The organism is Pacificimonas sp. ICDLI1SI03, from assembly GCF_054740865.1.
Genome location: NZ_JBSQAU010000001.1, coordinates 577,732 through 600,282, shown reverse-complemented (window position 1 = coordinate 600,282; position 22,551 = coordinate 577,732). Strand labels below are relative to the sequence as shown.

The following is a 22,551-nucleotide window of genomic DNA, read 5'->3' as shown; positions in this document are numbered from 1 at the left end:
TGTTAGCGGGTGCAGCATCGAAGCTCAACGGCGGCGGAACCGCAGGCACGGCACGGCGTTGCCATGGTAATACAAAGGAAAAAAGAGGACCCATATCCATGCCTGACAATATTCCCGGCGAAACCGTCGTAAGCACCCCCTCCGCTCCCATGGGTGCCACAACCACGCATCCGACCATTTCCCAGCACCAGAATGTTGCCCAGAACGAGTCCTCGCAGGACGAACAATCCGGCGGGCGCCGTCGCGACGAAGTCAAGGGTCAGGCGAAACGGCTGGCGAGCGACGCCGGCAGCAGGGCCCGCGGTGCCGCAGAAGAAGGCAAGGCAAAAGCGGCGGAAAGCGTGAAGTCGCTGGCCAAGTCGACACGTGACGCCGCGAAGCAGTTCGAGGGAACACAGGCATCGATGCTGAGCGGATACGTAAACACGGCCGCAGACAGCATCGACAGGTTCGGCGACACGCTGGACCAGAAATCCGTCGACGAGATTATCGGCGACGCGCGGGAAATCGTTCGCCGTTCACCCGCGATCGCCATCGGGGCCGCCGCCGCAGTCGGCTTCATGATCTCTCGCTTCATCAAAGCGAGCGAGCGGGCCGGCGACACCGAGGCCAACAATACCACCAGCACGACACGCTACGACGCCTAAGTGACTGAGGGGTACAACAAGGAGCCAAGTCTTGGCGAGATGGTCCACGACCTGGCGGAAGCCGGCAGCGATTTGGTTGCTGCTGAGATCCGCCTGGTCGAGGCCAAGCTGGCGCGCCGTCTGACGATTGCAGGCACTTCTGTCCTGTTCATCGCCGCGGGTGGGGCGTTCGGTTTCATCGCCTTGCTGACATTGATGTTTACCCTGGGCGCCCTGTTGGCGACGGCGATGAGCACGGTCGCAGCCGCAGCCATCGTCACGCTGGTCAGCGTGGTTCTGGGAGCCGTACTCTTTCAGATCGGACGAAAGCGCTTTGTCCGCATCTTTGGGGGTACGCCGACAGGATTGGCGAAGTCGCAATGAAGGGCGGAGGCAAGAACACAATCGCCCATTACCGGGCAGAGGCACAAGTCTCGCGGCAGCGGATCGGTGAGATCATCGACGCGATGGAGACACGCCTGTCCCCGGCTCGCCTGATCCACGATGCGACCGAAGCGGCAAAGGGCGAGATCGCAGACCAGGTCGAGGTAGCGCGGAGAACCGTGCAAAAATATCCCGTTGCCGTCGGCTTCCTCGGGGGACTTTTGGGGCTCTTCGCCGCGTGGCGCTTGAGCGATAACGATTAGAATGGAGTTTGATAACATGGACACGAACGACCGGAATACCAGCGACAGTAAAATGGCGAAGGCCAAGGGCACCGTTTCCGGTGCCGCAGACAGCGTGAAGGGCGCCGCAGCATCGGCGCGGGACTACACCACCGAGCATGCACGCGCGGCCCGCGATTACACCACCGACCACGCAAAGGCGGCCAAGGACTATACGGCGCAGAAATACGCCGAAGCGAAGGACTATTCGTCCGACCGCTATGGACGGGCGCGCGACTATTCCAAGGAGAGGTACGAGGCAGCGCGCGAATATGGCGGTGAGAGCTGGGCAAGAACGCAGGAAAGTGCAGCCGCCGCACGGGAACGTACCGCCCGCGAAGTCGAAGCCAATCCGCTGACGGCGGCGGGTCTGGGCCTTCTGGCCGGTGCAGCCATCGGCCTTCTCTTGCCACGCACGCGTCAGGAAAACAGGGCGATCGGCGGCATTCGCGACGGCCTGTTCGATCAGGCGGCGGCGGCAGCGGCAGCGGCGAAAACCGCCGGGCTGGAGCGCGTTGACGAACTGGGCCTGAAAGACCAGGCGAAATCGCACCTGAGTGAGATGAAAGATCAGGCAGTCGAAGCCGCCAAAAGCGCCGGACAGGCAGCAAAAGGCGAAGTCGGCTAAACCCCGGTCGCACCTGGCCCGGAAAAAAGGCAGTCACTCCCCGTTGGGGAACGTGGCTGCCTTTTTTCGACAAAGCCCGGTGAAGCCCGGTATCTTGGGCGGATCGTCGAGGCGGGCGGTCATGGGCTCTTTTCGTGTCCTCGGGCCCATGGATGCGCGCCGTCTTCGGCGGCACTGCTGCGCACCCGCCCGCTCGCCAGATCGATCGACACCGCACCCAGCCTGTTCAATTCGCGGCGCCCCAATCGTAGCCAGCGCGGACGGCACCAGCGTGGCAAATAGCGGTCGCTGATAACGAGATCGCTTTCGCGACATGCAGCTTCAAACTGCGGGCGCGCAATCAGGTCGCGGCTGCGCGTCGCCAGAATGTCCCAGCGGCGCGGGCCGTGCCGCAACAACAGGCGGCACGCAGCGGGCGTACAATCCGCATCTTCCCGATCCTCAAGGCGCGCAACGGCATCGGAACCTGCCGCCCCCGACCACATGGTAGTGATGAAGTCCCCCGCGCGTGGCCGCAACATTGCGATGCTGTCGCCATCGAGATAAGCCAAATGCTTTCCATCCGGGCTGACGAATAAATCCGGCTGCGGCGCGACAAAGGCGATTGCGACCCCGACCGCAGCCGGCAAAATGCCTGCCCACCTGCGCCGACCCTGCCAGATACATATCCATAACCCGCCCGCCACGATGAGCAGAAACGCGCTGACGGGCATGGCCGGAGCCATAGCGACCGCGCCCGGCAGGCCAGACACCCATTCCGCAAGCCCGATCAGAATGTCGATGGTCGCACCCAGCGCTGTGTATACCGGTGCGACCAAGACCGACCCGCCAAGAAGAACGGCGAGGACCAAGAGCGGAATGATCAGGAAACTGGTAAGCGGTATGGCGATCAAATTGGCGCCCGCCCCGAACAGACCCATCTGATTGAAATGGTAAAGGGCAATCGGACCGATCGTCAGTTCCGCGACGATGCCGGTCAGTATCAGGGCGATAATGCCGCGCAGAAATCGGGTCGGCCATCCGCCCTCGCGGTCCGATTGGCTCCAGCGCTTTCCCCAGGTCGATTGATACAACGCCACGATGCCGGTGACGGCGGCAAAGCTGAGCTGGAAACTGGGGCTGAGCAGATAGTCGGGTCGCCAAATCAGAATGACGGTCGCACCTACCGCGACGAGCCGGAGGCTGATCGCCTCGCGGCCGGCGGCCAGGCCTATCAGGACCAGAAGAACGGCGATGCAGGCGCGCACCGTTGGCACCCCCGCCCCGGCAATCAGCGTATAGGCAATCCCCGCCAGTGCGGCGAAGGCGGCGGCAACGATCCGCGCGTCAAATCGCAGAGCGAACCATGGCCAGAGGGTCAATATACGCCGAACGAGCCAAAGCGTACCGCCAACGACGACGGCGATATGCAGTCCGGAGATGGCGATCAGATGCGCAAGACCGCTGTCGCGCATGGCCTCGGTCACTTCAGGCTCGATGCCGCCGCGGTCGCCGGTCACCAACGCGGCAGCAACGCCGCCGGCACGGCCCCCGACCCCCTGCTGCAATTGGCGGGTCAGCGTCGCCCGGAAATTTGCCAGCCAGGCGGAAAATCCCGTCGGCGGCGGCGCAGGCGACAGGACCGTCACATCGCCCAGCGCATAGCCGGTGCCGCCAATCCCCTCGAACCAGGCGCGCCGTGCGAAATGATAGCCGCCGGGAACGCTGGGCCCCGGTGGCGGCGATATCGTGGCCTTCACGGCGATACGCGCACCCGGCCCCAGATCTTCTGGTACGGTGCGAAAGCTCAGGCGAACGGCCATGTCAGGCGGAAAGCCCGCTAGCTGTCCGACCAGCAGCCGGGTTCTGTCGCGAGCGGGCAGATGTTCAACGGCTGCTACCGTGCCCACCAGCTCTACGCCGAAGTGCGTACGCTCCAGTACCGGCGCGGCGACGCGTTCCGCCTGCCACCAGGCGATGCCGACGCCTGCCGCAACCAAAATGCCGCCGATGATAACCAGCCGCGCACCTAGCCCCTCTCGAAACAAGCCGGCCGCAGCGACGGCCATTGCGAGGCAGATGGCGCCAATCCAGCCGGCAGGAGCGGCAATGGCGAACCAGGCGGCAATGCCGGCACCCAGAGCGATCGGAATGAACAAGGGCAGTTGGTGACGTTCTGCCGCCAGCCAATCCTCAAAAGCGGCAAAATGCCGGTCGGCAATCGTTTGAACGGCGCGAACGGCGATGCTAGGCATGGCGCGAAGCTGGCCCCCTTTCCCGCCAGTGTCACCACCTTTAGCCCAGAGGGACCCAATGGAAAGAGGCGCAGCCTCCAGCGATATCGTGACGCGCTTTGCGCCGTCACCGACCGGCTATCTGCATATTGGCGGAGCCCGCACGGCGCTGTTCAATTATCTGTTCGCGCACGCGAATGGCGGAAAGTTCCTGTTGCGGATCGAAGATACCGACAAGGCGCGGTCCACGGATGATGCAATCGCCGCGATTCTTTCCGGCATGCGGTGGCTGAACCTCGATTGGGACGGCGACCCCGTTTATCAATCGCAAAGATCGGACCGTCATGCCGAGGTCGCCCATGCCCTGCTGGAACGGGGTGCAGCCTATCGCTGCTATGCGACGCCCGAAGAGCTGACGGAGATGCGCGAAACCGCGAAGGCCGAGAAGCGTCCGATCCGCTATGACGGGCGGTGGCGCGACCGCGACCCGGCAGACGCGCCGGAGGGTGCGCCCTTCACCATAAGGCTGAAGGCGCCGCAGACAGGCGAGACCACCATTGACGACCTCGTGCAGGGCACGGTCACCGTACCGAATGCGGAACTGGACGACTTCATCCTGCTGCGCTCCGACGGGTCGCCAACCTATATGCTGGCGGTCGTCGTCGACGATCACGACATGGGCGTCACGCACCTGATCCGCGGCGACGATCATCTGAACAATGCGTTTCGCCAACGGGTGATCATAGAAGCGATGGGCTGGCCCATGCCGCAATGGGCGCATGTCCCGCTGATTCACGGCTCCGACGGCGCGAAATTGTCGAAGCGGCATGGCGCGCTGGGCGTGGAGGCCTATCGCGACCTGGGCATTCTGCCAGAAGCGCTGGAAAATTATCTGCTGCGCCTCGGCTGGGGACATGCCGACGAGGACATCGTCGACCGGCCGCGCGCTCTGGAGCTTTTTTCGTTGAAGGGAGTCGGGCGCAACCCGGCGCGTTTCGATACGAAGAAGCTGGAAAATCTGAATGCACACTATATCCGCCAGGCTGATGACGAGCGGCTGGCGAAGCTGGTGGAACCCACCATTTGTGCCGAGCTGGGGCGGGATCTTGATAATCGCTCACGCGAATTGCTGCTGCGCACAATGCCAGAATTGAAACCCCGCGCAAAGAATATCAATGAGTTGGCGGACGGTGCACTTTTCCTGTTTCGCACCCGCCCCTTAAATCTCGACGAGAAGGCCTCTGCGGTGCTAGAGAAGGATGGCGGCGAGCTTCTCGGCAAGGCGCGATCGACGCTCGCCCAGGCGGATGAATGGGCGGTGGAACCGCTTGGCGATCTTCTAAGGGAGCTTGCGGAAGCGGAAGGCGTTGGTCTCGGTAAGATCGCCCAGCCCATGCGCGCCGCGCTGACGGGCAGAACGCAGTCGCCTGGCGTGTTCGAGATGCTCGAACTACTGGGCCGCGAGGAAAGCCTCGCACGTATTGACGACCGGCTGTCCTGAACAAGGGCCGCCCGAACCGGAACGGAGTAGACATGAACGACACGACGGCAAATCTGACCCTCGACGATGAGAACATAGAATTCCCGGTCCACAAGGGCAGTATCGGTCCAGATGTCGTCGATATCCGCACCCTTTATGGCAAATCGGGCCGGTTCACATACGATCCCGGCTTTACGTCGACCGCCTCATGTGAATCGAAGCTGACCTATATTGACGGGCAGAAGGGCGTCCTGTTGCACCGCGGTTATTCGATCGAGGACCTGGCGGAAGATTCCTCGTTCATGGAAACCTCGTACCTTCTGCTAAACGGCGAACTGCCGACGCCGGACGAGTATGACGATTTCACCCGCACGATCACTCTTCATACGATGGTGCACGAGCAGCTGCGCGAACTTTACCGCGGTTTCCGCCGCGACGCCCACCCGATGGCCATCATGTGTGGCGTCGTCGGGTCGATGTCGGCATTCTATCATGATTCGACGGACATCAACGATCCGGAACAGCGCAAGATCGCGTCGCACCGCCTGATCGCCAAGATGCCAACGATCGCAGCGATGGCGTATAAATATGCCGTCGGCCAGCCGACGCTCTACCCTGACAACTCGCTGAGCTACACCGGCAATTTCCTGAAAATGACGTTCGGCGTTCCGGCCGAGCCCTATGAAGTCAATCCGGTGGTGGAGCGTGCTCTCGACCGCATTTTCATCCTGCATGCCGATCATGAGCAGAATGCGTCCACGTCGACCGTCCGCCTGGCCGGCTCGTCGGGTGCAAACCCATTTGCCTGCATCGCGGCCGGCATTGCCTGCCTGTGGGGCCCTGCCCATGGCGGTGCCAATGAGGCGGCGCTGAACATGCTGAAGGAAATCGGACATCCTTCCGAGATCCCGAAATATATTGAGCGCGCCAAGGACAAGAACGACCCGTTCCGCCTGATGGGTTTCGGCCATCGCGTTTACAAGAATTACGATCCGCGCGCGACCGTGATGCGCAAAACGGTGCGCGAAGTTCTGGGCGCCCTCGGCGTAAATGATCCCGTTTTCGACGTGGCGCTGGAACTGGAGGAAATGGCCCTGAACGACGATTATTTCGTCGAGAAGAAGCTGTTCCCGAACGTGGATTTCTATTCCGGCATCATCCTGAGCGCCATCGGTTTCCCGACGTCCATGTTCACGGCGCTGTTCGCGCTGGCGCGCACAGTCGGCTGGGTCGCCCAGTGGAACGAGATGATCGCGGATCCCGACCAGCGCATCGGTCGCCCCCGCCAATTGTATACCGGGCCGGTCCAGCGCGACTATGTCCGGCTCGAAAATAGATAAGGACCTGTCGCCATGCGCGCTCGTTTCGTGATAATTGGCGCGCTGGCGACACTCAGCCTGCAGGCATGCGCCGTCAGCAGGGATCCCGGCGGCGCATCGACCGGTGAACGGGCGCGGGATGCCGCCATACAGCCGCTTAGCGACGTCGGGATCGTTCAGCCAAAGGTGGAGGATGCGATCCAGCGTATTCTGGATGATCCTTACAGGCTGCCCGAACCCGCCAGTTGTGCGCGTCTGGGTGCCGAAATCACGCAGATGAACGAAGTGCTGGGCCCGGATTTCGACACGGTTACGGACGACCCGTCACTTACCGAAAAGCGCCGCAATGCCGCTCTTGGGCTTGCGGGGAAATTCGGGGCGGGAATGCTGATCCCGTTTCGCGGGGTGGTGCGGGAAGTAACGGGTAGCGCGGGCCGCGAACGCGCCTATAGGGCGGCCATCCTGGCCGGTGTTGCGCGACGCAGCTATTTGAAAGGTCGCGCCATCGAACGCGGCTGCACCCTGCCCCCGCCCGTGGACTATGAAGAGCTGAATGAAGAAACCAACGAGGATTAGGCGTCGGTGACATTGGAGTGATCGCCGTATCAGCCAACGCCATGGACCAGACGGCCTGATCGACTTTTCAGTTTCCAGCGGACATAAGGTTCGGGAGGAGACAGAAAATGTTGACCATTCATCACCTGCGCCTGTCGCAGTCCGAGCGTATCGTCTGGCTAGCAGAGGAATTGGGCCTCGACTACGAACTGAAAGTCTATGAGCGGCGGTCCGACAATCGTCTGGCACCCGACGAATACAAGGCCCTGTCGCCGATGGGCGTTGCGCCGGTTATTACCGACGGCGATCTGGTTCTGGGTGAATCGGGCGCGACCCTGGAATATATCCTCGCCACCCACGGCACCCCCGACCAGCGCGCCAGCTTCGCACCCGGGCCGGACAGTCCGGATCATGCGGATCATCTTTTCTGGTTTCATTGGGCAAACGGCACGTTCATGGCCACGGCCATGCTGTCCCTGATGCTGACCATCGCGAACGCACCAGAAGGGAACCCCGCCGAGGTCTTTAGCCGCGATCGCAATGCGAAGGCTTGGGCCATGATCGAAGCGCGTCTGGGCGAGGCCGATTATTTCGGCGGCCAATCCCTGACCCTGGCGGACATAAATATGGGCTATGCCCTGACGACTGGGCGGGCATTTCGCCAGACAAGCGTCGAACCCTTTCCCAATATTCGCGCATGGCTGCAGCGCATCGGTCAACGGGATGCTTACCGCGCCGCGATGGCAAAGGCCGAGCCCGGCATGACGCCGATGCTGAGCTGATTAACAAGCCATAATCGATGTTTCTTGCCCATAATAGCGGGGCTTTTTAAACGGATTTGAAGGGTTTTGCGGCCGATAACCAAGGGGACGGATGGCCGACGGAGACAAGTACCCCCCGTGTCAAAAATGAGGACAATCAAAGAGGATCAGACGGGCGCCCCCCCACCCGCCGCCATCCTTGCCGCCCAGATAGAGGCACACCGCGCAGGCCTGGTAACCGCAAGGGGCAGCCTGGCGTTGGTCGCGCTGGCGACCTATGGCCTGCTGTTCTGGGCCGCCCTGCCCCAATTTGCGCCCTTTTGGGGCGCGGGGATTTCGGTCGCGGGGCTTCTGCTGCTGACCGCCGCGGCCCGCTTGGCCAGCGACAAGGGCATCGATGTCGCGATCGGGCGCATCGTCGCCGAATATAGCCTTGCCATCATTCCGCTGTTCACGGTCACCTATCTTGTGCTGCCGGACCTGCCGACGTCGTTGCAGATGTCGCTGCTGGCGATGCTTTCCGCCCTGCCCTTTATCGCCACCGCCTCTGCCAGGTTTCTGCCCAATGGCCCGAAACTGGCCGCTGTCTGCGTCGGTCTGGCGTTATTGACCGCATGCTACGCGATCCAGCAGACGAGCGCTTGGTGGCTGGGCAATGCCGCCATCCTGATCGCCTGGCTGTTGGCGGACATCATGGAGGATACCAGCCGCAGCCTGGCCCGTCGCGTGCGCGCGGAGTGGCAGGGCGGCATCGCGCGAAATCTGTTGAACGAATATGAGGAGCAGGGTTCCGACCGGCTGTTCTCTCTGAACAAGGACGGCCACCTGCTGAACGTCACCGCCCCGTTCGCGCAGCTTGCGCGCATGCGGGTGGGGGATCTTGAGGGACGCCATTTCCTGTCTCTGTTCGTACCGGATGAGGCGCAACGGCAATTGGCCGATAAGCTCGCAACCCACCAGCCCGTGCAAAGGCTCGTCGTGACGCTGGGTACACGCGGCGAGCAGCGGCGGTGGTCACTGACGGCGCGGCCGGTAGAGGAGCCGGGGGGACCGGCGTTTCGCGGGGTCATCAGCGACGTGACGAGCGAGATGCGGGCCGAGGAACGCGTATCACGCCTGGCGCATTACGACGCCCTTACGGACCTTTCCAATCGCCAGACCTTCGAAGATCAAGCCATCCAGTATCTGGCGGAGGCGGCAGGATCACGGAAAACCGGCCTTCTCCTCATTAATATAGACCATTTCAAATCCCTGAATGAGGAGCATGGCAGTCGTGCCGGCGACGCCATCCTGAAGGAGACGGGGCGCCGGCTGCAAATGATAGCAGGCCGCAACGCCATCGTCGCACGCCTGGGTGGCGACGAGTTTGCGCTGCTGGTTTCCTCTGTCCAGGTATCCGCCAAATTGGAGACGCTTGCCGGAAAGATTCTGGAAGAAATGTCTCTGCCGATCAGAGGCGCGGGCGCACTGGTGCACATGTCGGTCAGCATCGGTATCGCCACGGCGCCGGATGATGCGAAGACATTCCCGACTCTGCTGCAAAACGCCGAAACAGCCCTTCGCGCAGCGCGCGAGGCCGGCCGGAAGAATTGGCAGAAATTCGACAAGGAAATGAATGCCAGCGCCACGGCCCGGCGAACCCTGATCGCCGAGATGGAGCAGGGTCTGGAACGGGGCGAATTCTACCTCAATTATCAGCCGCTGGTCGATTCCCGGACGCTGGAGGTAAAAGGCTTTGAGACGCTGCTGCGCTGGACGCACTCTACACGCGGCTTTGTCTCTCCTGCGGAATTCATTCCGCTGGCCGAGGAAAGCGGCTTCATCAACGAACTGGGCGCATGGGTCATCCGCTCCGCAACGGCGGAGGCGGCGAGATGGCCGGGCAATCTGAGCGTCGCAATCAACGTGTCGCCCCTGCAGATGCGCGGCGATGGGCTGGAACATATCGTTGCCGAGGCGCTCCGCACGTCCGGTCTGCAGCCATCGCGGTTGGAGATCGAGATTACGGAAGGGGTGCTGCTGCAGGAAAGCCGCCGGACGCGCGCTCTGCTCGAGCGGCTGCGCGCGCTTGGAATCCGGTTTTCTCTGGATGATTTCGGTACGGGGTTCTCGTCATTGGGCTATCTGCAGAAATTCGCGTTCCACAAGATCAAGATCGACAGATCCTTCGTCATCGACATGCAGAACAACAAGAATTGCCATGCCATCATCAAGGCCGTGATCGGACTGGCGCGCGACATGGGAATGGTGACGGTCGCAGAAGGCATCGAACTGCCCGGCCAATTGGCTGCCCTGCAGCAAATGGGGTGTAACCAGATCCAGGGCTATCTGACGGGAAAACCCATGTCGGCGGAGGCCGCCCGCGAACTGGTCAGGCTGCCCGACACAGACAGAATGCCCACGGCAAAAAGCGCATAGGCCGAAGCGCTATTAGCGCGGGTTGCAGGCGTCGGGTGCCTCAGGCGGCGTCGTCGAACTGCAACCTCGCCAAGCGGGCATAAAGGCCATCATGGCGCATCAACTGGTCGTGGTTTCCCTCTGCGACGATCCGCCCCTCATCCATGACAACGATGCGATCTGCATTGCGGACGGTGGCAAGCCGGTGCGCAACAACGAGCGTGGTGCGTCCCTGCATAAGACGCTCCAGCGCAAGCTGGACATCCCGTTCGGACTCAGCGTCGAGAGCGCTGGTCGCCTCGTCGAGAAGCAGAATGGGGGCGTCGCGCAGGATCGCCCGCGCAATGGCGATTCGTTGCCGCTGGCCGCCCGACAGGCGGGTGCCGGCCTCGCCCATAAATGTGTCGAGCCCCTCAGGGAGAGCGCGCAGAAAGCCATCGGCGTTCGCGTTTCTCGCCGCCTCCCAAATTTGTTCTTCGCTGGCATCGGGACGGCCATAGGCGATGTTCTGTCCCGCCGTCGCGGCGAAGACGACGGTTTCCTGCGGGACCACCGAGAGACGCGAACGGAGGTCGAGCGGGCTCACTTCGTCGATGGCGACGCCGTCCACAAGGATGCTGCCCTCCTGCGGGTCGTAAAATCTCTGAACAAGTTGAAACAGCGTGGATTTCCCAGCGCCTGAGGGTCCGACTACAGCAACGGTTTCACCCGCCGCTACCTTCAGATCGAAATTTTTGATCGCCGCGACACCCGGCTTCGTCGGGTAAAGAAAGGTGACGTCGCGGAATTCCACCCTGCCCATTCCAGAGGCAGGCAAGGCAATTGGCGTTTCGGGAGGGCGGATGGCGGGAATCTGGGCCAGGAGCTCTGCCAGTCGCCCCGCCGCACCCGCGCCGCGCATGACGTCGCCATAAACCTCGGTAAGGGCGCCGAACGCACCCGCAACGAGCGCGCTGGCGAAGACAAAGGCGGTGATCGTACCGCCGGTAATGCGGCCGGTAATGACGTCCACCGCGCCCTGCCACAAGACGAGGGTGATCGCCGAAAAGATCAGCAGAATGACCACCCCTGTTAGCAGCGCACGGATACGAATGCGGCGGCGGGCGGCAGCAAAAGCGTCATCGACTGCATTGGCAAACCTGCGGCTTTCCCGCGATTCCTGCGTGAATGCCTGAACGATTTTGATCGCGCCCAGAGTTTCGGAAATGATCGCCCCGACGTCAGCGATACGATCCTGACTGGTGCGGCTGAGGTTCTGCACCTTACGACCCAGAAGAATGATCGGACCAATCGTCAGTGGGATGACGAGAAGGATGAGACCAGTCAGCTTCGGGCTGAGGTAGAACAGATAAACGATCCCGCCCAGCCCCATGAAGGTGTTTCTGAGCGCAATGGAAAAACTGGTTCCGACTACCTGTTCGATGACGGATGTGTCGGCGGTCAGCCGGCTTGCTATTTCCGAGGGGCGGTTCTCCTCGAAATAGGCGGGGTCGAGGGACAGAAGGTTGCGATGGACGGCAACGCGCAAGTCGGCAACCACCCGTTCGCCCAGCCAGGAAACGAAATAGAACCGAACACCGGTTGCGATTGCCATGACGATGACGATGGCAATCAGACCCAGGAAATATGGCGCGATAGCCGCAGGGTCTTCATTGCCGAAGCCGCGGTCGACGACCAGCTTCAGTCCCTGCGGTATGGCAAGCGTCGCGCTGGCCGCGACGATCAGGGCCAGCAACGAAACCACGATCTGCATTGGGTACGCGCGTGCAAAGTCCCAGACGATCTTGAGACGCGAGAATTTACGGCTCTTCGGCGGCAAATCGGCGGTGGGTATATCAGCCATTCGAGCGGCACTTAAAGCCGTGCAGGACGATCGTCGAGACTACAAACACAAACGGGGCAGATCCGCCTGGACCTGGCCCCGTAAGCATTCACCATCTCAACGAAATCCGATGGAAGTGCCGATCAGGCGTCCTCAGCCTCTTCGTCCTTACCATCCAGCAGTGCGCCGTCGACTTCCGTCGATTTACCGCGGATGGCAGCCTCGATCTTGGCCAGAAATTCGGGATTGTCGTTGAGGAAGGTTTTGGAATTTTCACGTCCCTGACCGATGCGCGTGGAATCATGACTGAACCATGCACCAGATTTTTCGACGATGCCGGCCTTCACGCCGAGATCGAGGATTTCACCAGTCTTTGAAATTCCTTCGCCATACATGATATCGAATTCCACCTGCCGGAACGGCGGCGCCACCTTGTTCTTGACGACCTTCACCCGCGTCGTGTTGCCAACGACTTCATCGCGATCCTTGATCTGACCGATGCGGCGAATATCGAGTCGGCAGGAGGCGTAGAATTTCAGCGCATTGCCGCCCGTGGTCGTTTCCGGATTGCCGTACATGACGCCGATTTTCATGCGTACCTGATTGATGAAGACCACGGTCGTGCGCGAACGGTTGATGGACCCCGTCAGCTTGCGCAATGCCTGCGACATCAGACGAGCCTGCAGACCGACATGGCTGTCGCCCATTTCGCCCTCGATCTCGGCCCGCGGCGTCAGGGCCGCGACGGAATCGATGACGAGAATATCGACCGCGTTGGAACGTACGAGCGTATCCACGATCTCCAGCGCCTGTTCGCCGGTATCCGGCTGGGAAACGATCAGCTCTGCCGTATCGACGCCCAGCTTCTTCGCATAAATGGGGTCGAGCGCATGTTCCGCATCGACGAATGCCGCCGTGCCGCCTGCCTTCTGCGCCTCGGCAATGGCGTGTAGCGCCAAAGTCGTCTTGCCGGAGCTTTCCGGGCCGTAGATTTCAATGATGCGTCCCCGCGGAAAACCGCCGACGCCCAGCGCCAGATCGAGGCCAATGGACCCGGTCGAAATCGCGTCGATCTCAACCTTTTCCTGCTGGCCCAGCTTCATCGCGGACCCCTTGCCGAAGGCGCGATCGATCTGCGCCAGGGCTGCGTCGAGAGCCTTCTGCTTATCCATTCCCGAGTCCACTATCTTTAACGCTGCGGCCATGATCAGCCTCCCTAGCCCTGCCCCTCGGGGCGTTCAACATAAGCCGTTCGTACCGCATTTGTTCTACCTTCACAAGATAAAGTTCTTTATATGTTCCTGGACGACGTTCGGGTTGGAAGAGGTCATCCCTTCAGCGTTTGATAGACCTTCTCCGTGATATCGTTGACGGAAAACGGTTTGGCGAGAAATCCGGCGTCCTCGATTTCCAGAGATGATCGCAGCTGTTCCTCCGCATAGCCCGACATGAAGACGATTTTCAGCTGCGGAAACTTCTCCCGCGCCGCCGCGACGAGGGCAGGTCCGTCCATGACCGGCATGACGACGTCGGTGATGAGAAGGTCGGGCGGCGCATCCATCGCCATCAGCATTTCGAGCGCCGCCTCTCCGTCGGAGGCGCAGACCACGTCATAGCCCTTTCGGGTCAGCGCCCGCTCCGCCACGGCACGCACCATGTCCTCGTCCTCGGCAATCAGGATCGTCCCTTCACCGAAATTGGTATCGCGCGGCTTTACACTTGCCGTAGCCGATGCGGGTTCCACCAAGGCTTCCTGCGCAGGAAGATAGATCGTGAAGTCCGTTCCATCGCCTTCGCGCGAATCGGCGAAGATAAAGCCGCCGGATTGCTTGACGATGCCATACACGGTGGAAAGACCTAGTCCGGTGCCGCGTCCAACCTCCTTCGTCGTGAAGAAGGGTTCGAAGATCTTTGGCAGCGCTTCGGCAGGGATGCCCGTGCCGGTGTCGCACACGGCAATGGCGACATAATCCGCGGGCGGCATGCCTTCCCTCGCCAGGCGCTTTGCCTCTTGGGGGGTGACCGCGAACGTCCGGATGGTGAGCGTGCCGCCGTCAGGCATGGCATCCCTGGAGTTGACGGCGAGGTTTACGATCACCTGCTCCATCTGGCCCGGATCGGCGCGCACGGGGGCAAGCCCGCGGCCATGATCGACGGTCAATTTGACACGTTCGCCCAGCAGCCGTTTCAGGAGGTGGGACAGCTCGCCGACAATGTCGGACACCTGCAACAGCTGCGGCCGCAAGGTCTGCTGACGGCTGAAGGCCAGAAGCTGGCGCACGAGATTTGCCGCGCGGTTGGCGTTCTGACGGACTTGATTGATGTCGTCAAAATCCGGATCGCCAGGGCTGTGGCGCATCATCATCAAATCGCAATAGCCAATGATCGCCGTCAGGATATTATTGAAGTCGTGCGCAACGCCGCCCGCCAATTGCCCCACGGCCTGCATTTTCGTCGCCTGGGTGATCTGGCGCTCCAGACGCATTTGTTCGCGATTGTCCTTTAGAGACAGGACCACGGCGGGCCCTTCCTGCCACGGCGCGCGACCGATGGTCAGCACCACCGGTTCGTCGGGTCGGTGCTTCAGACGAACGCGAAGATCCCGCACGCCCTCGGAACTGGAGGCGGCGCGGCGGACCATATCGGCGACCGCCGACTTGTCATCTTTTCCAACGAGATCGCTGGGATATAACAAGCCGCGGTTCATATCCTCGGTCACGCCCGCCGCCGCGCGGAACGCATCGTTCATATATTTCAGCTGGCCATCCCGATCGGTCAGCGCCAGTCCGATCGGCAAAACGCCCATCAAAGCCGGCAGATCGGTCGGTATGGCGGCGGCGGCCACCTGCGGTGTTTCCCGTTCCCGCAGCAGGAAAAGAAAGGCGCCCGCATCGGGCTCAACATCGTCCTCTCCTTCGGCAATGGTCGGTGCACCCTCCGCCACTCGCGCCGCCTCGGCCGTCAATGGCAGGCGAGTGACCAGGACGGGCAGACGATCTGGGTCCCCCGTGCCCGAGCGGCAAATCAGCCAATGATCCCCCTCGTCATCCACATCGACGAGATTTCCGAGATTTAACGACGTCCCGGCCGGTTGTTCGCCAATATATTGCATGAAGGCATGATTGCTGGCGAGAACGCGCCCATCGCCGCCTGCCATCGCCGCGAGAATACCCGCACTGCCGAACCAGCCGCCAAGCGGCCCCTCAATCATCTCCCTCGTGTCATCCAGCGCCTTGTCGGTGCGATCGCGCCGCAGGGTCCACAGCAGATAATCCCGGCCCTGCTCGGCAGGACGAACGGTGATCCGCAGGCGCCGGCTGATCCCGTCATCGCCGGTGACGGAAATATCGGCGAAGCCGCTACCGTCGCGTCGTGCAGCATTGGCGGCGGCAAGCACCGCCGCGTCCCCCACGCCTTCACGCAGGGCAAGCTCCGTCGGCGCGGGAAAACCATTTGCACGGGCGCCATAGGCGGCATTGGCACTGACTAGGCGCCCTTCCCTGTCGGTGATTGCGAGTGCCACCTGTTGAGATTCGAGCGCTGCACGCACAAGCGCCCAGTCGATACGGCCACCGCCCCTGCGCGACCGGCCGAGTGCGGCGAAATAGCCGATGGCCCCACTGGCGACCACCAGCGCGGCAAACAAGGCCGCGAATTCCCAGATCCCGAGCGCGTAACCCACCAGAGCGGCGGACCCCAAAGCAGCGATCACCGCGATGGCGATCGTCGTCCACATATTGCGCTGCACGGTCGGCACGCGCGGCCATTCGGTGGGATCCGGCATCTGGTCGGCCCGAACAGGAGCAATGTTGGATGTCATGGTTCCGCTCTTCGCAGGACGCCAGAGGCGACGTCAATGTCGCGCGCGGAAACAGGAACAGAAATTGGGGGACGTCGCGCCCTCCCGCGCGCCGTCCCCCACCCCCGCGGATACCTGGTGCTAGAAACTATAGCCCAGGGATGCGACAAACTGATCATCGGCCACATAGGGGCTGCCCGACCCAGTGACGCGCGTACCCACGACATTTTCGCGCGTCTTGCTGATGTTGGTATCGAGGTAGGTAAGGCCGAGAGAGAGCCCGAACAGCTCCGTCGACACGCCGACCGACCAGTCCAGATAATCATCGTCATAGGAAGCAAACGTGCCGTCGGGCGCTATGCCGGAACCGCCGAAGCCCATCGATCCGTTGCTATATCCCAGATGGCCGGCAAGGCTGAACGGCGTTCCCGGAATGTCGGCACCCAAATCGCCGTAGACGTAGATATTATCGCCGCCGAGCGAATCCTGATCGGGGTTCCATGCCGTGCCAACCGTGGCGGCAAGGGGGCCAACCTCTGCACCCAGCGAACCGTAAAATTCGATATAGTCATTATTACCTGCACCGCCGGGATAGAGGTAATAGATGACGCCAACGTCATAAGTGCCAACCCCGCCGAGGGAGCCGCCATAGCCGCCGTAAAGATCGACCTCCAGATTGGGGCCGCCATATGTGCCGTATCCGCCCAGGCTGGATGCCCAGGTACCTACATAGAAGCCGGAGGAATGGGCGACGTCGAGACCGCCCTGCACCGCAAGATTTTCATCGGAGAAAGAAATGCCGCGGAAACGATAGTCGGTCACGAAGCCGACATTTCCGGATAGCGACCAGTCGGAGGGAATGGAGGTATCTGTGGCGGCCTCCAGGCCCGTGTCCTGCGCACTCGCTGCAGTGCCGATACCCGCCGCGCCTGCAACAAGTGCAAGTGCCAGAATCCCTGTGGGATGTCCGAAGATCTTCATGCTTTAACCCTTCTCTATGTTCAGCCAGAAGCTGCTCGCCCGGAAGGGGTTGGCGGTTCTTGTTCGACCGCCTGATCGTTACATTGCCGATTACATTGCGATGCACAAGTCTATTTTTTGGGCACAAAAACACAAAGCCTAAAAGTGATGCAGTTACGCAACAGTATAGTTAACAAAAAAAAGGGCCGACCTGTTGCCGGGCCGGCCCAGTCAATCCTTGGGGAGGATCGCTCTTTGGAGCACCCTGTATATTGCAATGCAGCATAAATGATTCAACCCCCAAGAATGTTAGGCTCTGCGATTGCTGCCTCAGGGGAGGAGTGAATCCGCGAGCGCGTATCCGACAAAGGTAGCGAGCGAGCGCGCCGCCGCCTATAGGTTCGCGCATGAGCGATCTTTTTACCGGGGGCGGGCCTCAGTCCACTGATTACAATGCCGACCAGATCGAGGTTCTGGAGGGTCTGGAACCGGTCCGGCGGCGACCCGGCATGTATATTGGCGGTACCGACGAACGCGCACTGCACCACCTTGCCAATGAAGTCGTCGACAATGCCATGGACGAGGCGGTGGCGGGCCATGCCACCCGCATAGAACTGCATCTGTCCGCCGACGGCAGCCTGTCCGTCACCGACAATGGGCGCGGCATTCCTGTCGACGAACATCCGCGATATCCGGGTCGTAGCGCACTGGAAGTCATCTTCATGATGCTGCATTCCGGCGGCAAGTTTTCCGGCAAGGCCTATGAAACGTCGGGCGGGCTGCACGGCGTCGGTGTCAGTGTCGTAAATGCGCTGTCCGAGCGGCTGGATGTCGAGGTGGCGCGCAACAAGGTGCTGTACCGCGCGACATTCTCTCGTGGTGAAGTGGTGGAGCCGCTGGCAGAGGCGGGCCAGGCGCCGAATCGCCGGGGAACGAAGATCACTTTCCTGCCCGATGCCGATATTTTCGGTGCAAAGGCGCGACTGAAGCCGGCGCGCCTGTTCCGGCTCGCCCGATCGAAGGCCTATCTGTTTGGCGGGGTCGAAATCCGCTGGTCCTGCGATCCGGAGCTGGCGTCGGATGACGTGCCAGCGGAGGCAGTGTTTCAGTTTCCCGGCGGGCTGGCCGATCATCTCGCCGTTCTTGTCGACGATCGCGAATGCGCCACAACCGAGCCCTTTGCCGGGAAGGCGAAGTTTCCCGACGGTCAGGGCAGCGTCGAGTGGGCAATCGCCTGGCCGCTATACGGCGAAGGGTCGACCAGCTATTATTGCAACACGATCCCCACGCCGGACGGCGGCACCCACGAGACCGGCCTGCGCGGCGCGCTGACCAAGGGCATTCGTGCCTTTGCGGAGCTGACCAGCACGAAAAAGGGTTCGCAGCTGACCGCGGACGATATGGTCAATGGTGCGGAGATCATGCTTTCCGTGTTCATCCGCGAGCCGCAATTCCAGTCGCAGACGAAGGACCGCCTGACCAGTCCGGAGGCGGCGCGCCTGGTCGAGGTCGCGATCAAGGACCATTTCGATCATTTCCTGTCCGACGACATGAATCGCGGCAAGGCGTTGATGGGCTTTGCGCTGGAGCGTCTCGACGAACGGCTGAAGCGGAAAGCCGAGAAGGAGATCAAGCGCAAAACCGCGACGAACAGGCGCAGCCTGCGCCTGCCCGGCAAGCTGACGGACTGCGCGGCGGGCAGCGGCAGTGCCGAAACCGAATTGTTCATTGTCGAAGGCGATTCGGCGGGCGGCAGCGCCAAGCAGGCGCGCGATCGCCGCACCCAGGCTATCCTGCCCATTCGCGGCAAGATCCTGAACGTTGCCAGTTCGACAACCGCAAAGATCGCCGCAAACAGCGAGATCGCCGACCTGATATTGGCCATCGGCGCTGGCGCGGGCAAGAATTATGACGACGAAGCGGTCCGCTATGATCGTATCGTCATCATGACCGATGCCGATGTCGACGGCGCGCATATTGCGACGCTGCTGATGACCTTCTTTTTTCAGGAAATGCCCGGTCTTGTTCGCGGCGGGCGGCTTTATCTGGCGCAGCCGCCGCTGTACCGGATCGCGCAGGGCGGCAAGGTGGCCTATGCCCGCGACGACGCGCACCGCGAAGAGCTGATGGCGCGGGAATTTACCGGCAAGGGCAAAATCGAGACAAGCCGCTTCAAGGGCCTGGGCGAAATGAGCCCGGCGCAATTGAAGGAGACAACCATGGATCCGGCGAAGCGGACCCTGATCCGGGTCACGCTGCCGCAGGGATATGAGGACCGCGCGCCGGTCGCAGACCTGGTCGAACGGCTGATGGGAAAAGATCCGGCCATGCGTTTCCGCTTCATCCAGGAACATGCCCGCGAACTGGACGAAGAAGCCATCGACGCCTGAGAGACTGCGTGATGGCGGTGACGGGCTGCGGAACTGGCGCCCCGCCTTGCTAAGCGGCGGTCAGCGCCTCTACGATTGCTTTCACCTTTGCCTGCCGCCAGCTTTGCGATGGCGCGACGAGCCAGAAATGCTCGTCGCTGGGCGTACCATCGAACAATTGCGTGATCCGCCCCGCAGCGATGTCACCCTGGGCGAGCGTCAGCGGCACCCGCGCGACGCCGTAACCGGCGGCGGCGGCGTCTATCGCAAGACCCGCATCGGCGACGCTGAGCCCCCCGTCGATTTCATCATGGCTGAGACCCTGGGCGTCGAACCAGGCTTGCCAGCTCTGGCTGGGATGATGGATCAGACTGCGCGTTGTTAGCGCCGCCGGATCGGCGAGTTCCGACGCAAGTTGCGGCGAAGCGACAACGACGACCTGCTCCTCGGCCAGACGGACGCCCGACAGCTCCTCCTCAGCCGGCATGGCGCCCCACAGGATCGCCAAATCCATATTCGCTGTCGTGAAGTCCGCGCCCTCGTCGGTTGGCACCAGAATGAACCGCTGGTCCGGCGCGGCGGCACCCACGGCGGCGAGGTGCGGTGCCAGCCATTTGCCGATAATCGCGCGCGAGGCGCCGATCGTCACAACACGGTCCCCCTGCCCCGCCTGCATCCGGTCGACCGCTGTTTCGATGCGGGAAAAGCCGTCCCGCAGCGCGGGCAGAGCCGCCTCCGCCTCCGGCGTCAATTCAAGGTTTCGGGTGAGCCGTCGAAAGAGGACGACGCCCAGCACCTCTTCAAGCGTGCGAATCTGCTGCCCCACCGCAGCGGGCGTCACGTGCAGTTCCTCCGCCGCCTTTGTGAACGACAAATGCCGCGCCGCCGCGTCGAATACGCGAAGACCGTTCAGGGGAAGGAGCGTGCGTTTCATAATATGCGCCATAATACGCAGGGCCGCCAATCGCCACCGTTTTGGCGAGGCGGGACCATAGCGGCACCTTGCCCCCGCATGCCGCCGCAGTTAGTCCGGGACCATGCCAAAACCGAAGGCCATCATCCTCCTATCCGGCGGGCTGGATTCCAGCACCTGCGCCGCCGTGGCGCGAGAGGAGGGCTATGCGCTGCTGGCGCTGACCGTGGATTATAACCAGCGTCACCGCGTCGAACTGGAGGCTGCACGCGCTGCAGCGGAGAAATATGGCGCAGAGCGGCATGTCGTTCTGCCACTGGACCTTTCCGCATTCGGCGGATCATCGCTGACAGCCGATATCGACGTTCCCAAGGGAGACGGCGCCGTCGACGACAGCATCGTGCCACCGACCTATGTGCCAGCCCGCAATACGGTTTTCCTGTCCGTCGCGCTGGCCTGGGCCGAGGCCGCAGGCGCGCGGGACATATTCATCGGCGTGAATGCACTCGATTATTCCGGCTATCCGGACTGCCGCCCCGATTTCATCGCCGCTTTCGAGGAACTGGCCGCAAAGGCGACCCGGGCCGGGATCGAGGGCGACGCATTTCGTATCCACACGCCGCTTCTGGATCTGGACAAGGCGGGCATTGCAAAGCTGGCGAACCGCCTGGGTGTCGATGCGGGCGCCACCTGGACCTGTTACGATCCGGTTCCGGGGAAATCGGAGATGCTGCATTGCGGCCGCTGCGACGCCTGCCGGTTGCGCAAGAAGGGCTTTGAGGAAGCCGCCCTGCCCGATCCCACGCGCTACGCGGCCTGAAACCGCCACGATGAGCTATGCCGTTAAGGAATTGTTCCTGACCCTGCAGGGCGAAGGCGCGCAGGCAGGCAGCCGCGCCGTATTTCTGCGCTTTGCCGGATGCAATCTGTGGAGCGGGCGGGAGCAGGACAGGGAAAGTGCGGTCTGCCGTTTTTGCGACACCGACTTCGTTGGCACGGACGGCGTTGGCGGCGGAAAATTCGCGGATGCCGACCTGTTGGCGGCGGCGGCGGCGGAATGTTGGGGCACGCCGCGCGATCACCGCCTGATCGTCTGCACAGGCGGCGAACCACTATTGCAGCTGGATAGCGCCCTGATCCTTGCGCTGCACGGACATGGTTTTCGCATCGCGGTCGAAACCAATGGTACCATCGCTGCGCCGGCGGGCCTGGACTGGATTTGCGTCAGCCCCAAGGCGGCGCAGCCGCTTGTGCAGCGGTCCGGCGATGAACTGAAGCTGGTCTATCCGCAGGTGGAAAACGACCCGGCGGATTTCGCGTCTCTGCCATTTCGCAATTTTTTCCTGCAGCCCATGGATGGGCCGAACGCCGCCGAAAATACTGCGGCGGCCGTTCGCTATTGCCTGGCGCATCCGCAATGGCGCCTAAGCCTGCAGACCCACAAAATGATCGGCATTGCCTGATCTGCGCCTGATCCGGGCCTGAACGACGGGGTCTTTACCCTCGCCCGCGATAGCCGGGGACGCCCTGATCGGGAATCCACACATCCTCGGGGGATTTTCCGCTTTGCCAGAAGACATCGATGGGTATGCCCCCACGGGGATACCAATAGCCGCCAATGCGCAGCCATATCGGCTTCATCTCATCCATCAGACGCCTGCCAATGCCGACCGTGCAATCCTCGTGAAAGGCACCGTGGTTGCGGAAACTGCCAAGGAACAGCTTCAACGATTTGGACTCCACGATTGTCTCGGCAGGCACATAATCAATGACCAAATGGGCAAAGTCCGGCTGGCCTGTAACCGGACAGAGCGATGTGAATTCGGGCGCGGAAAAGCGCACCAGATAGCGTTCCCCCAAGCGCGGATTGGCCGGATAATCGAGGACCGCCGCATCCGGACTTTCGGGAAGAACGCTCGCTTGGCCCAGATGGGCGGGGTTTAAAGGAGGCTGCTGCATTTGATGAGGCCTACATGGTTCGGCCTAGCCTTGCCTAGTGGGGGGCGTTATCTATCAGGCATCAACATATCTTCCTTGGAGAGAC

The 22,551-nt window shown here is 61.9% G+C and carries 19 protein-coding genes; 12 read left to right on the top strand and 7 right to left on the bottom strand.

The window, feature by feature from the left end; genetic code table 11:
- Positions 1 to 98: 98 nt before the first annotated feature.
- Genes ACSMXM_RS02805 through ACSMXM_RS02790 form a run of 4 tightly spaced genes read left to right on the top strand, consistent with a single transcriptional unit; the run spans position 99 to position 1,919 of the window.
- Entirely contained in the window at positions 99 to 647 is a 549-nt protein-coding gene (locus tag ACSMXM_RS02805; protein WP_460313761.1) for a hypothetical protein, read from the top strand.
- Entirely contained in the window at positions 648 to 1,010 is a 363-nt protein-coding gene (locus ACSMXM_RS02800; RefSeq protein WP_460313759.1) for a phage holin family protein, read from the top strand.
- Entirely contained in the window at positions 1,007 to 1,273 is a 267-nt protein-coding gene (locus tag ACSMXM_RS02795; protein WP_460313757.1) for a DUF3618 domain-containing protein, read from the top strand. Before ACSMXM_RS02800 ends, ACSMXM_RS02795 begins: the two co-directional genes overlap by 4 nt.
- 16 nt (positions 1,274 to 1,289) lie before the next feature.
- Positions 1,290 to 1,919, top strand: a complete 630-nt coding sequence (locus ACSMXM_RS02790) for a hypothetical protein (protein ID WP_460313755.1) — start codon at positions 1,290 to 1,292, stop codon at positions 1,917 to 1,919.
- Between the two features lie 119 nt (positions 1,920 to 2,038).
- Here the strand turns inward: ACSMXM_RS02790 and ACSMXM_RS02785 are convergent, their stop codons facing one another.
- The gene (locus ACSMXM_RS02785; RefSeq protein WP_460313753.1) at positions 2,039 to 4,153 is read right to left on the bottom strand and encodes a ComEC/Rec2 family competence protein; all 2,115 of its coding nucleotides are present in this window, start codon (positions 4,151 to 4,153) and stop codon (positions 2,039 to 2,041) included.
- Between the two features lie 58 nt (positions 4,154 to 4,211).
- Here ACSMXM_RS02785 and gltX point away from each other — a divergent pair, with 58 nt between their 5' ends.
- The 5 genes from gltX to ACSMXM_RS02760 all read left to right on the top strand — a co-directional run bounded on the left by gltX (position 4,212) and on the right by ACSMXM_RS02760 (position 10,665).
- Positions 4,212 to 5,633: a glutamate--tRNA ligase gene (gene gltX / locus ACSMXM_RS02780; protein WP_460313750.1), complete on the top strand. Its 1,422-nt coding sequence runs from the start codon at positions 4,212 to 4,214 to the stop codon at positions 5,631 to 5,633.
- A gap of 32 nt (positions 5,634 to 5,665) precedes the next feature.
- Complete coding sequence (locus tag ACSMXM_RS02775) at positions 5,666 to 6,952, top strand: citrate synthase (protein WP_460313748.1); 1,287 nt, start codon at positions 5,666 to 5,668, stop codon at positions 6,950 to 6,952.
- A gap of 12 nt (positions 6,953 to 6,964) precedes the next feature.
- Positions 6,965 to 7,507, top strand: coding sequence for a hypothetical protein (locus ACSMXM_RS02770; RefSeq protein ID WP_460313746.1), 543 nt, complete (start codon positions 6,965 to 6,967; stop codon positions 7,505 to 7,507).
- 107 nt (positions 7,508 to 7,614) lie between these two features.
- The gene (locus ACSMXM_RS02765) at positions 7,615 to 8,268 is read left to right on the top strand and encodes a glutathione S-transferase family protein (RefSeq protein WP_460313744.1); all 654 of its coding nucleotides are present in this window, start codon (positions 7,615 to 7,617) and stop codon (positions 8,266 to 8,268) included.
- Positions 8,269 to 8,394: 126 nt separating this feature from the next.
- Positions 8,395 to 10,665, top strand: coding sequence for a putative bifunctional diguanylate cyclase/phosphodiesterase (locus ACSMXM_RS02760; protein WP_460313743.1), 2,271 nt, complete (start codon positions 8,395 to 8,397; stop codon positions 10,663 to 10,665).
- Positions 10,666 to 10,705: 40 nt separating this feature from the next.
- On the opposite strand, the gene ACSMXM_RS02755 is transcribed toward ACSMXM_RS02760, so the two are convergent.
- The 4 genes from ACSMXM_RS02755 to ACSMXM_RS02740 form a co-directional block, all read right to left on the bottom strand.
- Positions 10,706 to 12,487 carry an ABC transporter transmembrane domain-containing protein gene (locus tag ACSMXM_RS02755; RefSeq protein WP_460313741.1) on the bottom strand — a complete coding sequence of 594 codons (1,782 nt, stop codon included), beginning with the start codon at positions 12,485 to 12,487 and terminating at the stop codon, positions 10,706 to 10,708.
- 122 nt (positions 12,488 to 12,609) lie between these two features.
- A complete protein-coding gene (recA, locus tag ACSMXM_RS02750; RefSeq protein ID WP_460313739.1) occupies positions 12,610 to 13,671 on the bottom strand; it encodes a recombinase RecA in 1,062 nt (353 codons plus the stop codon).
- A 122-nt stretch (positions 13,672 to 13,793) separates the two neighbouring features.
- The gene (locus ACSMXM_RS02745; protein ID WP_460313737.1) at positions 13,794 to 16,286 is read right to left on the bottom strand and encodes a hybrid sensor histidine kinase/response regulator; all 2,493 of its coding nucleotides are present in this window, start codon (positions 16,284 to 16,286) and stop codon (positions 13,794 to 13,796) included.
- Positions 16,287 to 16,406: 120 nt separating this feature from the next.
- Entirely contained in the window at positions 16,407 to 17,246 is an 840-nt protein-coding gene (locus tag ACSMXM_RS02740) for a TorF family putative porin (protein ID WP_460313735.1), read from the bottom strand.
- 386 nt (positions 17,247 to 17,632) lie between these two features.
- Here ACSMXM_RS02740 and parE point away from each other — a divergent pair, with 386 nt between their 5' ends.
- A complete protein-coding gene (gene parE / locus ACSMXM_RS02735) occupies positions 17,633 to 19,615 on the top strand; it encodes a DNA topoisomerase IV subunit B (protein ID WP_460313734.1) in 1,983 nt (660 codons plus the stop codon).
- Positions 19,616 to 19,664: 49 nt separating this feature from the next.
- On the opposite strand, the gene ACSMXM_RS02730 is transcribed toward parE, so the two are convergent.
- On the bottom strand, positions 19,665 to 20,528 hold the full coding sequence (locus tag ACSMXM_RS02730) for a LysR substrate-binding domain-containing protein (protein ID WP_460313732.1): 864 nt from the start codon (positions 20,526 to 20,528) through the stop codon (positions 19,665 to 19,667).
- A 103-nt stretch (positions 20,529 to 20,631) separates the two neighbouring features.
- Between ACSMXM_RS02730 and queC the strand changes: the two genes are divergently transcribed.
- Positions 20,632 to 21,327 (top strand): 7-cyano-7-deazaguanine synthase QueC, encoded by a 696-nt coding sequence (gene queC, locus ACSMXM_RS02725; protein ID WP_460313730.1) that lies wholly within the window; start codon positions 20,632 to 20,634, stop codon positions 21,325 to 21,327.
- A gap of 10 nt (positions 21,328 to 21,337) precedes the next feature.
- Positions 21,338 to 21,970, top strand: coding sequence for a 7-carboxy-7-deazaguanine synthase (gene queE / locus ACSMXM_RS02720; RefSeq protein WP_460313728.1), 633 nt, complete (start codon positions 21,338 to 21,340; stop codon positions 21,968 to 21,970).
- A 34-nt stretch (positions 21,971 to 22,004) separates the two neighbouring features.
- On the opposite strand, the gene queF is transcribed toward queE, so the two are convergent.
- Complete coding sequence (queF, locus tag ACSMXM_RS02715; protein ID WP_460313726.1) at positions 22,005 to 22,466, bottom strand: preQ(1) synthase; 462 nt, start codon at positions 22,464 to 22,466, stop codon at positions 22,005 to 22,007.
- Positions 22,467 to 22,551 lie beyond the last annotated feature (85 nt).

What these genes read in the sequence shown, in the direction of transcription:
- ACSMXM_RS02805 (WP_460313761.1), top strand. Translation starts at nt 99, where the DNA reads ATGCCTGACAATATTCCCGGCGAAACCGTCGTAAGCACCCCCTCCGCT.
- ACSMXM_RS02795 (WP_460313757.1), top strand. Translation starts at nt 1,007, where the DNA reads ATGAAGGGCGGAGGCAAGAACACAATCGCCCATTACCGGGCAGAGGCA.
- ACSMXM_RS02790 (WP_460313755.1), top strand. Translation starts at nt 1,290, where the DNA reads ATGGACACGAACGACCGGAATACCAGCGACAGTAAAATGGCGAAGGCC.
- ACSMXM_RS02785 (WP_460313753.1), bottom strand. Translation starts at nt 4,153, where the DNA reads ATGCCTAGCATCGCCGTTCGCGCCGTTCAAACGATTGCCGACCGGCAT.
- gltX (WP_460313750.1), top strand. Translation starts at nt 4,212, where the DNA reads ATGGAAAGAGGCGCAGCCTCCAGCGATATCGTGACGCGCTTTGCGCCG.
- ACSMXM_RS02775 (WP_460313748.1), top strand. Translation starts at nt 5,666, where the DNA reads ATGAACGACACGACGGCAAATCTGACCCTCGACGATGAGAACATAGAA.
- ACSMXM_RS02770 (WP_460313746.1), top strand. Translation starts at nt 6,965, where the DNA reads ATGCGCGCTCGTTTCGTGATAATTGGCGCGCTGGCGACACTCAGCCTG.
- ACSMXM_RS02765 (WP_460313744.1), top strand. Translation starts at nt 7,615, where the DNA reads ATGTTGACCATTCATCACCTGCGCCTGTCGCAGTCCGAGCGTATCGTC.
- ACSMXM_RS02760 (WP_460313743.1), top strand. Translation starts at nt 8,395, where the DNA reads ATGAGGACAATCAAAGAGGATCAGACGGGCGCCCCCCCACCCGCCGCC.
- ACSMXM_RS02755 (WP_460313741.1), bottom strand. Translation starts at nt 12,487, where the DNA reads ATGGCTGATATACCCACCGCCGATTTGCCGCCGAAGAGCCGTAAATTC.
- recA (WP_460313739.1), bottom strand. Translation starts at nt 13,671, where the DNA reads ATGGCCGCAGCGTTAAAGATAGTGGACTCGGGAATGGATAAGCAGAAG.
- ACSMXM_RS02745 (WP_460313737.1), bottom strand. Translation starts at nt 16,286, where the DNA reads ATGACATCCAACATTGCTCCTGTTCGGGCCGACCAGATGCCGGATCCC.
- ACSMXM_RS02740 (WP_460313735.1), bottom strand. Translation starts at nt 17,246, where the DNA reads ATGAAGATCTTCGGACATCCCACAGGGATTCTGGCACTTGCACTTGTT.
- parE (WP_460313734.1), top strand. Translation starts at nt 17,633, where the DNA reads ATGAGCGATCTTTTTACCGGGGGCGGGCCTCAGTCCACTGATTACAAT.
- ACSMXM_RS02730 (WP_460313732.1), bottom strand. Translation starts at nt 20,528, where the DNA reads ATGAAACGCACGCTCCTTCCCCTGAACGGTCTTCGCGTATTCGACGCG.
- queC (WP_460313730.1), top strand. Translation starts at nt 20,632, where the DNA reads ATGCCAAAACCGAAGGCCATCATCCTCCTATCCGGCGGGCTGGATTCC.
- queE (WP_460313728.1), top strand. Translation starts at nt 21,338, where the DNA reads ATGAGCTATGCCGTTAAGGAATTGTTCCTGACCCTGCAGGGCGAAGGC.
- queF (WP_460313726.1), bottom strand. Translation starts at nt 22,466, where the DNA reads ATGCAGCAGCCTCCTTTAAACCCCGCCCATCTGGGCCAAGCGAGCGTT.